This window comes from Acinetobacter sp. RIT698, assembly GCF_009668065.1.
Classification (GTDB): Bacteria; Pseudomonadota; Gammaproteobacteria; order Pseudomonadales; family Moraxellaceae; genus Acinetobacter; species Acinetobacter guillouiae.
In genome coordinates this window covers 20,697-32,592 of the sequence record NZ_WJYH01000048.1, presented here as the reverse complement: position 1 = coordinate 32,592, position 11,896 = coordinate 20,697, and the positions used below count along the sequence as shown (strand labels likewise).

Annotated in this window: 13 protein-coding genes and 1 pseudogene; 4 read left to right on the top strand and 10 right to left on the bottom strand. The window is 37.7% G+C overall.

Features of this window, described 5'->3' with window-relative positions; all coding sequences use genetic code 11:
• The 4 genes and pseudogenes from GJV03_RS17490 to GJV03_RS17475 form a co-directional block, all read right to left on the bottom strand.
• Positions 1 to 377, bottom strand: a pseudogene (locus GJV03_RS17490) (hypothetical protein); the annotation flags it as partial.
• Between the two features lies 1 nt (position 378).
• Positions 379 to 984 (bottom strand): hypothetical protein, encoded by a 606-nt coding sequence (locus GJV03_RS17485; protein WP_154130696.1) that lies wholly within the window; start codon positions 982 to 984, stop codon positions 379 to 381.
• Positions 984 to 1,532 carry a DUF4123 domain-containing protein gene (locus GJV03_RS17480; protein ID WP_171501874.1) on the bottom strand — a complete coding sequence of 183 codons (549 nt, stop codon included), beginning with the start codon at positions 1,530 to 1,532 and terminating at the stop codon, positions 984 to 986. Before GJV03_RS17480 ends, GJV03_RS17485 begins: the two co-directional genes overlap by 1 nt.
• 1 nt (position 1,533) lies before the next feature.
• Positions 1,534 to 4,170: a type VI secretion system Vgr family protein gene (locus GJV03_RS17475; protein ID WP_154130694.1), complete on the bottom strand. Its 2,637-nt coding sequence runs from the start codon at positions 4,168 to 4,170 to the stop codon at positions 1,534 to 1,536.
• 426 nt (positions 4,171 to 4,596) lie between these two features.
• Between GJV03_RS17475 and GJV03_RS17470 the strand changes: the two genes are divergently transcribed.
• Both GJV03_RS17470 and GJV03_RS17465 read left to right on the top strand, forming a co-directional pair.
• Complete coding sequence (locus tag GJV03_RS17470; RefSeq protein WP_004724087.1) at positions 4,597 to 4,863, top strand: hypothetical protein; 267 nt, start codon at positions 4,597 to 4,599, stop codon at positions 4,861 to 4,863.
• 7 nt (positions 4,864 to 4,870) lie between these two features.
• Complete coding sequence (locus GJV03_RS17465; protein ID WP_154130697.1) at positions 4,871 to 5,734, top strand: patatin family protein; 864 nt, start codon at positions 4,871 to 4,873, stop codon at positions 5,732 to 5,734.
• Between the two features lie 19 nt (positions 5,735 to 5,753).
• Here GJV03_RS17465 and GJV03_RS17460 read toward each other — a convergent pair whose 3' ends face one another.
• From GJV03_RS17460 to GJV03_RS17440, 5 genes are all read right to left on the bottom strand, one after another.
• Positions 5,754 to 6,131, bottom strand: coding sequence for a hypothetical protein (locus GJV03_RS17460; protein ID WP_154130693.1), 378 nt, complete (start codon positions 6,129 to 6,131; stop codon positions 5,754 to 5,756).
• Positions 6,132 to 6,815, bottom strand: coding sequence for a hypothetical protein (locus tag GJV03_RS17455; protein ID WP_154130692.1), 684 nt, complete (start codon positions 6,813 to 6,815; stop codon positions 6,132 to 6,134).
• On the bottom strand, positions 6,812 to 7,471 hold the full coding sequence (locus tag GJV03_RS17450) for an HAD family hydrolase (protein WP_154130691.1): 660 nt from the start codon (positions 7,469 to 7,471) through the stop codon (positions 6,812 to 6,814). Before GJV03_RS17450 ends, GJV03_RS17455 begins: the two co-directional genes overlap by 4 nt.
• 76 nt (positions 7,472 to 7,547) lie before the next feature.
• Positions 7,548 to 8,456, bottom strand: a complete 909-nt coding sequence (locus GJV03_RS17445; RefSeq protein WP_154130690.1) for a pyridoxal-phosphate dependent enzyme — start codon at positions 8,454 to 8,456, stop codon at positions 7,548 to 7,550.
• Positions 8,457 to 8,519: 63 nt separating this feature from the next.
• A complete protein-coding gene (locus GJV03_RS17440; RefSeq protein WP_105714467.1) occupies positions 8,520 to 8,951 on the bottom strand; it encodes a GNAT family N-acetyltransferase in 432 nt (143 codons plus the stop codon).
• 114 nt (positions 8,952 to 9,065) lie between these two features.
• On the opposite strand from GJV03_RS17440, the gene GJV03_RS17435 reads away from it, so the two are divergent.
• Positions 9,066 to 9,752 carry a hypothetical protein gene (locus GJV03_RS17435; protein ID WP_154130689.1) on the top strand — a complete coding sequence of 229 codons (687 nt, stop codon included), beginning with the start codon at positions 9,066 to 9,068 and terminating at the stop codon, positions 9,750 to 9,752.
• Positions 9,753 to 9,817: 65 nt separating this feature from the next.
• On the opposite strand, the gene GJV03_RS17430 is transcribed toward GJV03_RS17435, so the two are convergent.
• Positions 9,818 to 11,068, bottom strand: a complete 1,251-nt coding sequence (locus GJV03_RS17430) for an SAM-dependent methyltransferase (protein WP_154130688.1) — start codon at positions 11,066 to 11,068, stop codon at positions 9,818 to 9,820.
• A gap of 101 nt (positions 11,069 to 11,169) precedes the next feature.
• Between GJV03_RS17430 and GJV03_RS17425 the strand changes: the two genes are divergently transcribed.
• Positions 11,170 to 11,814 (top strand): hemolysin III family protein, encoded by a 645-nt coding sequence (locus GJV03_RS17425; RefSeq protein WP_151957606.1) that lies wholly within the window; start codon positions 11,170 to 11,172, stop codon positions 11,812 to 11,814.
• Positions 11,815 to 11,896 lie beyond the last annotated feature (82 nt).

The window sequence follows — 11,896 nt, the reverse complement described above, 5'->3', positions numbered from 1 at the left end:
CTCCTTAATTGAACAATTTCTAAATCTAAATCCACACCATTTTTATTAATTTCCTGTGAACCAGATGCACTTTGTTTACTTGTTGTCTTTGGAAAAATTGCTAACCATGCAGGTATATAATTATAGCCATATGGCCGTATTAATGTCTTTTGACCCTCCGAATAAATAGCAAGCAAATCTGAAATATTTCCTCTGAATGTATTTTTATAACTTATGCCGTCTACTTTTTTGAGATTATTAACATACTCATTTCTTAACCAGTCAAATCCATAACCACCATCGAAATCTTTCTCATTATGCCTAAAATGAACCGTAAACTTCCTTAAACACGTTGCACATGAAGCGCCCGCTGTAGGACTTGCACCACCAACACCCATCTTAAACCTCCAAATTAATCAAATTTTTTATAAAAACGTTATGATGAAATTCTTTTCCCAATACATACTCTTTATATGATTGGATATCATTGGAATAATTTTCTTGAAGTGAACCCAATAAATCTTTTTGTTTTAAAAACTCTATTTTTTCTGGATAAATAATTGAAAGATTTTCTTGAAGATTAGAATAGCTAAGACTCTGATTTAACTGCTCAATTGCTTTAAAAAAAAATTTAAAATCATACCCTAAAACTACACTTTTATAGCTTTCCAAAAGTGTATAAAAAGCATCTACATAAGATACTTGCTCCGCAATATTGTAATGCTGCATTTCATTTTGGAGCCAAAGATATTGCGGATCATTTGCATAATCTATTCCCAAATAAACATGGCTCTTCACCATATATTTGAGTGTATAAATTTGATTGATGCCTTTTTCAATATATAGATTGATCAGGCTTTGGACAGGTTCTAATAGCTGATCAAATTGCCCATTCAGTTTAAGGGCTGGGTTTTCTTTTATAATTTCATAGACAAGGTCATATAAAAATTCTTTATTTTGCTCAACATCTAATTCATATAATTTTTCTTGGCTGAGTATGAACATTATGCATTCTCCAATACCATTAATTGATTAGAATCTACATCCTGATAATTTCGAATTGAAATGATCCATTTTGTAATACCCTCAAAAAACTCATCTTCTTGTTGATCTGTCAGTATTTTATGAATTTTTTTAACAATTCTTGGATCAAACCATCTAAATAATTTTTGTGTACCATCAGGAAATTCTACTGTGAGATAGCGTTTCATCTTTTTAACAAACTGAGTCAAATCCAATGAACTGCATACCAGATTTAAAGCCTGTTCATCTTTCCATGTTTGATGAATAAAGCTAAACCCTTCTTCTTCGAGCACCTCTAAATCATTGATTAAAACAAGTACAGGGGCAACTTCAAAAGGTGCCTTGCCCTCCGTTGTACCTGAAAATAATGAATAAAACTCGAGCCTTGCGTCATTTCGCCATGTATTGATAAAGTGCAAAGTTTGATCTGAAACTTGCGCCGCATCCAAGATTAAATACATGTTCAAATCATGTTGATCATCTTCGATACAGCTTTTTATATTTTTAAATGGAACAATTTTTCTTTTCATTTTATTTATCAACAAATGCCATTCCAAACTTTGCTGCATCCAACAAACAAGGCTTACAGATATTTTCATAGAATGATGGAAGTGAATAATCGACTTTTGCTCCACCAATAAAACTATGTTGCCCTGCCTTCACTTCGAACTTAGCAGCCGTGGTCACAAATACACCTGAACCATTAATCTTTAATTGAGAGCCACCAGAGGTGATAATAATTTCTTTGAGACTCTTTAGCTCAATCATCTCCTCAGTCGAAATGATTTGAATACCTTTACGTGCAATCAAATCCGCACCATCACCTTGTGCTTGGATCTCAACCTTACCTTTCCCAGCAAAAAGTCTTGCACCTTCTTGTGCCGCAAAAAGACTAATCTTTGATTGTGCATGTGCAACTAAATTCTTTTGCGTACTCAGGTTGATACTATCACCTGCTGTATAACTGATTTGTTTATCCGCAGAAAGATGTAAGTCTTCATTGCTTGCCAATGCGATTGAATTCGGTGCAGCCAAAATCATCAAAGCTTGTTTAAATGCATCAGCTTTGTCTTTTTCACCTTTTTCGATTTGATCAAGAAATTGCTTGAGATTTTCCAATACATCCAGTGGATCAGTTTGCTGATTCTTAGCAACTTCACTTAAGGCTTTGGAATTATTTAGGCTGCTTTCTAACTGACTTTTCGCGGCGGTCGCATCGAGATGGTTACCTGAAGCTGAGTCTTGGCTATAGGTACTCAGCAATAAACCTTGTCCTGCACGCACTGCTCCCCATTGGTCTGTTCTTAGTTCAAAGCCTTCGCCTCGCCCTTCACTGGTATCGGTTTCTTTAGGATGACTCAGATTACCAAGGTTAAGTTGGCTCGCGCCGTGACTGCTTTGTAGCTGGCTGCTAATTTGGTCTGTGGTATCGTCAAATCTAAGTTGGTTGTAGCCACTGCCTTTAACTTCTCGACTTTTGATCCCTGCTAATTTTTTGGTATCAGGCAATTGGCCTTTGTCATCAAATTTAGTTGGACTTCGTTGCGCTTCATGAATACGCCCCACCACAAATGGTCGATCGATATTGCCATCAAAGAAATCTATCACCACAATCTCACCAATCCTCGGTAAGAACCGCGCACCATAACCTTCACCTGCCCACGGGGTCAGTACATCCACCCAAGCGGAATCGGTGTCGTTGTCATTGCTCCCTGCACCACCATCATGACTATGATCTTCATTGCGGGTAAATAGGAAGCGAACTTTAATGCGTCCCCATTCATCGACATGGATTTCTTCTCCACTTGGCCCAACCACTTTGGCTCGTTGTGGATGGGTACTAGGACGATGTTGTAGTGGGTGGTATTCAGGAACAGTGGTGATATTACGGCGTTGTAGTACCAATTGATTGGCTTGGCGTTCTTGGTTGTTTGAGTCTACATTTGAATTGACCCAATTGCTTTGTTGGAGCAAGCGATTGATTTGCTCACTCAGGTCTTTGGGTAAATTGTTCTGGTTATAAAATGTCTTTGATGTGATCAGAAATTCTTTGTCTGAGCCACTGTGTTGGTCTATTTCTGGGTGTTCGTTTAACTCAAACCAATACCCCACTTGTGCATCACGTACAGTGGAGTTGGCTATAAATTGTTTGGATTGAGCATCGTAATAATGGCTGAGGTTTTGGTTGATCTTTTCAATCTGATTATTATTTGACGCGGTTGCTTGATCTTCACCATTCAGGTCTTGAATCCATGCTGGGCTAATATGCCAAGCTTGTTCTAAACCGAGACTGGCATTGTTCTGATTTTGACTGTGCTGGTGTTTGCTTTGAACACTGCCTGCACCCTCTTCTTGTTCTAACACATCTGCTTGCCAGCGTTGTACGTGGACAGCAGTGGGTTGTAAGCTACGTTGCCCAATAAAGCTGGTGATGCTGTCTTGTTGTTCGGTGGCACTGCTACGATGGAAGCGGATCTTTCTTCTTTCTAGCGCTTTGTATTCGCTGTTATCATCCACCAAACGCAGTTTTTGTGGCTGAATTTGAGTCGCAGAACTAGGCACAATCAATTGTGCTTCATCAATCAACCAGTTGATCCCTTCACTGCGCATCAAGCGGGTTAAAAATGCATAGTCACTTTCGTTACTCTGCATAATGAATGGGCGGATATCGTAGTCTTTTTTCAGTCCACATTTATCAAGGCTTAAACTGGATGCAAAGAGTGGGCTTTTGTCTTGCCATTCTTTAAACAGCGTTTCTATGACTTGCACAACCGACTTATTCATAAACACTCGGCTGTTACGGCGTTTATGCCACAATGAAGTGGCATCTTCGAGTTTGAGTTTATATAACGTTAGTGCGCCATCACTTTGCCCTTGTGCGGCCTCAGTAATCACCCCTGTGCTACGAAACAGTTGTCCATGATCTGTGACTTGATCAATGGCCACTTGGCTACCGATAAATTGTTTAAGCGGAATCGTTGCTGAAGTGGCAAGGCAAATCAATTCAACAGACACACCTTGGTTTAGACCATGTTGCCCATCGATACGTTGTAAGAAGACTTGGTTGTTTAAGTCTGTATTGCTAAATTGGATATGCAAGGCTCGTTTTTGTGCGTTTAGTCCAAGCTGATCCAATATTTTATAAATGCTATTTACTAAGCTGTTCATTTTAATAATTTATTCGTTTTAATTGCCTCTATTATAAATTAATTCTAAAATTTTTCTATTTAAAAAAACAATTTCATTACTAAAAACACTTAAATTCAAATAGATTTTTTGATTAATTGTTGAAAAATTAAATAAATAATCTCACTAAAAATGTTGTTTAAATATTCATATATTTCTAATAAATCAACATTATTCATTTCCATAAACACCTAAAATCAAGCTCAAAATAATCTTGTTTGTATGCTTGGTTTCAATTTTAATCTCAGCCTGTTTGTTATGTCTGATATGTATTCATATGCTGATCAATCCATGTTGTGTTTATATACATAAGCCTCATTTAATTTATGTCTTTTATAGCAATGCCAACTTTACTACTGCTTTATGTTATAAAATAGCTACACATTTCATTCTTTTAGGAATTTTCCTATGAACGATGTTAACTCTCCCAAGAAACCGTTGTGGAAATCTAAAGCAGTAATTTTCGCAACAATCTTTAGCTGTTTATTCCTTGTATTCTTCTATATGGCTGTAACCAATGAACCAGATTATATGCCGAGTCAGCAAAATAAGCAGATAGCGACGCCTCAGACGGAGAATACCGATACAGCACCTCCACATGACACGCAGCAAATGTCGAATGATGAAATGAAAAACATGCCACACAACTCAGCTCAGCCAGAACATGCAAACTAAACAATCTATGATCAATGATTCACGTAATGCGCTTGTCGTAGAAGGTGGCGGTATGCGTGGGGCTTTTACCTGCGGTGTACTTGACGCTTTCCTACAACAAAATTTTAACCCTTTTGATCTTTTTGTGGGAGTGTCTTCTGGTTCAACAAACCTCGCCAATTACCTTGCTCGACAACAAGGTCGTAATATCGAACTCTATTTAGACCACTCACTTCGACCTGAATTTATTCGTTATGCTCGCTTTTTTAAAGGTGGGGATTTACTGGATATGCAATGGATGTGGGATATTGTCGAGAAAGAGAATCCTCTAGATCAACAAGCTTTATTTAGTCAAAATCCTGACTTTTATATGGTGTTGACTCATGCTCGTACAGGTTATCCTGAATATTTACGTGCTGGGAAAGACAATATTATCGATGGATTACGTGCTTCTAGTTCTATTCCCTATCTGACACGACAGGCTGTAGAAATTTTTGGAGAGCCTTATTTTGATGGCGGTGTCGCAGATGCCCTCCCTGTTCAATGGGCAGCGCAACAAGCAAATATTCAAAATCTCTTGGTGATTCGTACGCGTACACAAAATTACTTTAAAGCCAGCAGTAAAGCAGATCAATTCTTGGCAAAATATTTGCTTAATCAACATACTGGCTTTGCAGATAGTCTGAAAAACCGCTGTACTCGTTATAACCAAACTGTCGATTTTATCCGCCAAAATACGCAACAAAGCATTTTTGAAATCTGCCCACCTGACAATAAAAAGTTAGCAGGCCGTTTATGTAAAGATAAACGCAAATTGCAATATACCTATGAAGTTGGCTTAGAAAGCGGACAAAAAGCCATAGAAGACTGGAGTAACGCACACAGAGGCTAAAAGCGAAATTCCCAACAGACTAGTTTTTTAGCTTGTATTGCGTGACATATCCTTCTTGTGGAAAAGCATCCTGAGTGATGCTTTCTACTTGTACAACTTGCCCTTTGACTAAACTGATCAAAGGTGGCTGTTCAATCGTAATTCGCATGCGTTGATTGACCAGTGATTGGCATCCACTGTCAGCTCTTCCATTCTTTTCAGCTTTTAATATTTTGATATACATCGTCAATTTACTTTTTTCAAACTCACCTTGTGGCCCATTGATTGCCATCGTCATGGTTGAAGTTTCTTCTAAGACTTTAACCGTTAAGAGACATTTATTGAGATAAGATGCCCAAGTCAAATTGGATACAATAAGACCCATCATCAAAAAAATACCAAGTATTGCACTTTTCATTTACTGATCCCTTTTCCAAAATTTCCATGACTTTTCAGGGCATGCATAAAGCTTGTCAGACACAGTCACTTCTTGATTGGTTTTTAGATCAAATACTTGAAATTGGCATTGGTTATTTTGATATTTACCTAAAATTTCATAATCGTGTCCAGCCTGTGGTCTGAACGAAGCAACAGCATCCACACATTGATCAAAAACTTGTGCTTTTGTCCGAGATGAATCAGTCGCTCCAAATACAAAACCATATAAATTCACAGGTTGGTCGGCATTTAAAATAAACTCTTTATAAGAAATCAGTTGGTAAGTTCGCATAGCATTGCTTTCAGCTTCTTTCTGAATCACACTACGAGGCATCCCTTCTTCGATATTAAAGGTGATTCTGGCATACGCTTTTAGCGCAGATAATGCACCATTTCCACTTAAGTAATCCCGTATCCCAGCTTTTCTTCCTGCACAATCAAATGAATGTTGAATTAAAGTTTTTGTCGCACCCTTTCGATAGACCCGAATCCGTGACTGTGTCGCTGGATCATAAGTTTTTGGCTTTATTTCCACCTGCAACTCATAGGCTAACGGTTGTTGTTTATCTGTTTCGGCTTGTGCAAATACACTGAATTGAGATACTACTCCAAATAAAAATAAAACCTGAAACTTTACTATGCTGTGCTTATATAATCTTTTCATTTTATTTTTAAAATACTAAGTATGTCTTGAAAAGACTTTACACGATGATCGGCCTGTGTCGATGTTAATTTTTGTTGAGGGTCAAATAAGATCGTTTTCATGCCCAACGCTTTTGCACCGCGAATGTCTGCTATCTCATGGTCGCCAACAAAAACGCAGTGCTGAGGAATAACACCGAGCTGCTGACATGCCAATTGGAAAATTTCTGGATGAGGCTTTCGCAGTCCAACAGCTTCTGAAACAATCACACTCGAAAAATACTCACTTAAACCTAAGGCTTTGAAATTATCTTCCTGAAAAGGTGTCTTTCCATTAGAGATTAATCCAAGAGAAAAATTTGCCTTAAACAAGCTATAGATAACCAGATCAACATCGCTAAAGCTCCGACAAAATTTATTAAAGTCTAGAATATAATTCTCTAATAGCGCTTGTGTCGAATAGTTAGATATTTGAAACTCTTGAATAAGTTGAGCATATACCTGATCTTTCCATACAGAACCATTGTTATCCAACTCAATAAAACGCTGAATAAATTGTGGTTTCTGTTGAATCACAACCAGCTCGAAGAAATTTACCTGCCAATTTAAAAAAGCCTTTAGGGAGGAGGTGCGATCAAGTAAGGTTTGATCTAAATCAAAAAGTACAACTTGAATCATCTCTCCATCCTCTAAATCGAAAAGACTTGCTAAAGGATCAATAGATTATGATCATTGATTGTCTATTCAATCCGATCTATCCATTGAATGCTTGTAGTGTTTCTAGGGTAATCCCTGCGCCACCACATACAATCACCAAGACCTGATCAGCGGGTTTAAATTGAATCGCCTGATCATAAAGCACTGATAATGTTGCACCACATGCTGGCTCAACCAAAATACGATGATCATCTACAAATTTTAAACAGGCATCTACAGTGTCTTGATCTGAAACCACCAAACTACGAACCTCAAGTGCTTGGCTTACTTCAAATGCATTTTGACAGACTTTTTTTGCTGCAAGTGTTGTTGCTATACCACTCACTTGATCCAATTCAACATGTTGCTTAGCGACAATCGAAGCATGTAAGGATGCTGTACCTTGGGTTTCAACCGCATAAATTGGAATATGGGCTAAACCATGTTTTTTTAATCCTGCTGCAACACCTGAAAGTAAACTTCCGCCACCCACAGATAAGACCACCGCATCTGGAGTAACACCTTCTGCAATGACTTCATCAATCATCGGGATAATGCCTTCCCATAACAGTGGATGATCAAAAGGATGAATAAATACATCATGCTGTGTTAATAAGGACTGCGCTAAAGCATTGGCTTCAGTCCATGAAGCGCCATGTACGATGACTTCTGCACCTTGCTGGGCAATTAATTCTCTCGCACGTTGTGCTGTGGTTTCAGGAACAACGACGGTCACAGGAACACCCAGTTGTCGACCTGTATAAGCAACAGCTAATCCTGCATTGCCACCTGATGAACTGATAAAACGCTGAGCACCCTGCTCAAAATATTTTTGACAGGCATGGCTAATGCCTCGTTGTTTAAATGATGCCGACGGTTGTAAGGCTTCCATTTTTAACCACACCTGACATTGATTCAGTTGGCTTAAAACTAAAGATTGAATTAACGGGGTTTTTATACTGAGCATGGGCAAATCGATTCTCTTGGTTTATTTCAATCTTGGTTTATTTCAATCTTGGCTTATTTCAATTCAGTCATTTTTTAAACTTAACCCCATATCGATATGTGGAATCTCACAATCTAAATATTCTTCACCTTGTACCTGAAAGCCTAAGTTTTCATAGAAGCGCGTTGCATAGACTTGAGCGGATAATTGAAGAAATGCTCTATTTTGCTGTTTTGCTACTTGAATAATATGTTGCATAAGCAGTTTACCAATCCCCTCACCTCGATATTGTTGCAACACAGCAACTCGACCAATACTGTTATTTTCCAATAACCGCGCTGTCGCAATGGCTTGATCTTGTGCATATACAACAAAATGTAATGAAATGGCATCCTGCTCATCCCATTCATCTGCTTCACTGATGTTTTGTTCTTCGATAAAAACCATGCTTCGAATCAGTTTTGCATCGTGTTGAAGCTGACTCCACGGCCCAGATTGAATGACAAATTGGCTCATTATTTAAATCCTAATGGTTGAGAAATTGATCCTTCATTCTTGCAATTATGCTAATGTAATGCACAGTGACAATGCGTTCACTTTCACCAACTTAACTAAACTTGTAGAATAATTATGTTTCTAAATCATAAATTTAAAGTATTTATTTATAGCGCAATTTTACTGACGACTCAAAGTATTTATGCAAAAACATCCGAGCTAGATCGTGTGAACATTATCTCAAAAAGCATGATTGGATTATTTTCTCAAGACCCAAATCAAGATCAGCTTAATTTAAAAATGAGTGCCGCAATTGCAGGTATCTCAGAGGCTGAAGCTAAAAAAAACCGCGATGAAAGTGGCGAAAAACAAGCCACTGCATCTGAAAAAATGGTGGAAATACTCAAAGAACAATTTAATGCCAGCGATTTTAAAATTGTTGCGCCAGCATTTGAGCGTCAAATGAAAGCTCAAAGTGCTGCATATCAGAGCTGTAAACAAGATGGTAAAATTATTGAAAATAGTCAAAGTTTTCAAGTACCGTTAACCTGTAAAGTCCCTGTGCTTAATTTAGACAATGTTCAAATGCCTGAACGTGGTAGCAAAGAAAGTGATGCGCAATTTGCAGCTAAAGCAACAGACTTTCTAACAGAACTACTGATTAAAGCCCCAACAGAAACATTAAAAACCAGTATCTTGATTCATAAAATGGGTGAACAATTGATTCCAGAAATGGATGATCCACAATATTTTCCAGATACCATTTCTCAAAAAACCACAGGCTCAAGCGAAGCTGAGCTTGATGAAATGAATCAGCAATAAAATAAATTATCTAAATAGTACCAAGAGAGAAAGCAGTTAAACCTGCGTTCTCTCCTCACAACGCGCTAGCACTTAGCGCCAATGTCTTGCTGGTCCCACTGATCATTCAATAATAATTCTAAGGATTGTTTTTGAATCCCATACATCTCTTTTAAAGCCCGAATTTGATCTAAGACTGTTTGATCAGGTGCAGTGAAATCTTTACACTTGGTTGCCAAAATCATTTTGTTTTTACTGGTATGTTCTAATGCCACAAATTCAAAGACTTTGGTTTCATAACCATACGCTTTCAGCAACAGAGCTCGAATGGTATCTGTCAGCATTTCAGCTTGTTGTCCTGCATGAATACCGAATTGCAACATCGGTTGTAGAACTTGTGGACTATTCAATTGTGGGCGTAATTCTTTATGGCAACAAGGTGCACACATAATCATTTGAGCGTTTAAACGGATACCGGTATGTATCGCAAAATCTGTTGCAACATCACACGCATGTAAGGCAATCATAATATCCAAATGGGATGGATGATACGTTCTCACATCACCTTGGAAAAAATCCAATTGATTAAAATCAGACTTTTGCGCAACCTCTTGGCAAAATTTCACCATTTTGTCATTCAGCTCAACACCCGTTACAAATGGAGTTTGATGTTGTTTTGCCAAATAATCATATAAAGCAAAAGTTAAATAGCCTTTTCCTGAACCAAAATCGACAATTTTTAAAGCCTGCTCTTTGGTTTTTCCATCATGCGCTAAAATCTCTGGCCGTTGAATATGCACTAAAGCACCTGAAAAGATTTCAACAAATTTGTTAATCTGCTTCCACTTACGTGCCATGCTTGGAATAATCTGTGCATTGGCATCGGTAATGCCAAGCGGTTGGAGGAAATAACTTTCTTGGTCGACAAAACGATGTTTTGTACGATCATGCCCTTGTTGTTGGTTTTTAGCGGTTTTATCCAGCTTATTTTTACTGACGGTCAGCAAGGCTTTCTTTTTATTTTTCTTCAGCTGCGTTTCAGCCTCATGGGTAAATAAATTGGCTTGTTTACAATCCTCAGCCAGCCCCTGAATCGTGGTTAACGCATCGGTAAGGGGATAGTTTTTAGTAATATCATTGGTTTTATAACGATATAGACAGCTTAGAACCGTTTCATTCTGTAGCTGAATGACGCGAAAGGTCATTTTCTCTAAATCAACCAATTCTCCTTTATACTGACTTAAAATCAAACGATCTAAGCTTTGATTATCAATAGCTTGCTGTACGCTATCAAAAAATTGTTGTTCCTGAACAGATAAGCTTGCCACATTGGACATAATCAAAACTCGTATTAATTAAGTTACCTATTTTAAGACGTCTTACTTTAAAGGTAAAACTCCATTACTATACAGTTGTATTTTTAGGATAATAAGATCCAATGTCGACAGATAAATTGATTCACATCTATGCACCACAAGAAGAACGTATTAATGCATTGAGTCATGCATTCGGTGCAATTTTGGCTGCTATAGCGACTGTTTTGATGCTGATTAAAGGCAACTATCTGCATGGATGGCAATTTTTTGGATTGCTTGTCTATGGTCTAAGCATGATTTTACTGTTTTCCAGTTCAGCAATTTATCATTTTTCTGTCGATGAAAAAAAACGCCAATGGTATAAAAAGCTGGATCATACTGCGATTTATTATTTAATTGCGGGAACCTATACGCCCTTTTTGGCAATTGCCATCCCAACAGCAAAAGCACATTATTTATTGATTGCACTTTGGGTCATTGCAGCCATTGGAACACTATTCAAGTTAATATTCATTCATCGTTTTGAAAAAATTTCACTGATTGCTTATTTGGTCATGGGTTGGCTTGCCGTGCTTGTAATGGATGATATGCAACAGTATTTAAAACCAGAAGCATTAAAATTATTGGTCATTGGTGGTTTAGCATATACAATAGGCGCATTGTTTTATGCCTTAAAAAGAGTAAGATACACTCATGCTATTTGGCATATATTTGTTTTGGTCGGTGCAGGATCACATTTCCTTGCAATCTATCTTTACGTCATTTAATTCATAGACACTCAAAATTCAGTGACCCTGATGGAGTGAATTTGGGTTGATCTCGTTGTTTTTTTAAGAAATTACGCCTTTT

Excerpts from the sequence above, each read along its gene's own strand:
- GJV03_RS17485 (WP_154130696.1), bottom strand. The coding sequence starts at position 984 with ATGTTCATACTCAGCCAAGAAAAATTATATGAATTAGATGTTGAGCAA.
- GJV03_RS17480 (WP_171501874.1), bottom strand. The coding sequence starts at position 1,532 with ATGAAAAGAAAAATTGTTCCATTTAAAAATATAAAAAGCTGTATCGAA.
- GJV03_RS17475 (WP_154130694.1), bottom strand. The coding sequence starts at position 4,170 with ATGAACAGCTTAGTAAATAGCATTTATAAAATATTGGATCAGCTTGGA.
- GJV03_RS17470 (WP_004724087.1), top strand. The coding sequence starts at position 4,597 with ATGAACGATGTTAACTCTCCCAAGAAACCGTTGTGGAAATCTAAAGCA.
- GJV03_RS17465 (WP_154130697.1), top strand. The coding sequence starts at position 4,871 with ATGATCAATGATTCACGTAATGCGCTTGTCGTAGAAGGTGGCGGTATG.
- GJV03_RS17460 (WP_154130693.1), bottom strand. The coding sequence starts at position 6,131 with ATGAAAAGTGCAATACTTGGTATTTTTTTGATGATGGGTCTTATTGTA.
- GJV03_RS17455 (WP_154130692.1), bottom strand. The coding sequence starts at position 6,815 with ATGAAAAGATTATATAAGCACAGCATAGTAAAGTTTCAGGTTTTATTT.
- GJV03_RS17450 (WP_154130691.1), bottom strand. The coding sequence starts at position 7,471 with ATGATTCAAGTTGTACTTTTTGATTTAGATCAAACCTTACTTGATCGC.
- GJV03_RS17445 (WP_154130690.1), bottom strand. The coding sequence starts at position 8,456 with ATGCTCAGTATAAAAACCCCGTTAATTCAATCTTTAGTTTTAAGCCAA.
- GJV03_RS17440 (WP_105714467.1), bottom strand. The coding sequence starts at position 8,951 with ATGAGCCAATTTGTCATTCAATCTGGGCCGTGGAGTCAGCTTCAACAC.
- GJV03_RS17435 (WP_154130689.1), top strand. The coding sequence starts at position 9,066 with ATGTTTCTAAATCATAAATTTAAAGTATTTATTTATAGCGCAATTTTA.
- GJV03_RS17430 (WP_154130688.1), bottom strand. The coding sequence starts at position 11,068 with ATGTCCAATGTGGCAAGCTTATCTGTTCAGGAACAACAATTTTTTGAT.
- GJV03_RS17425 (WP_151957606.1), top strand. The coding sequence starts at position 11,170 with ATGTCGACAGATAAATTGATTCACATCTATGCACCACAAGAAGAACGT.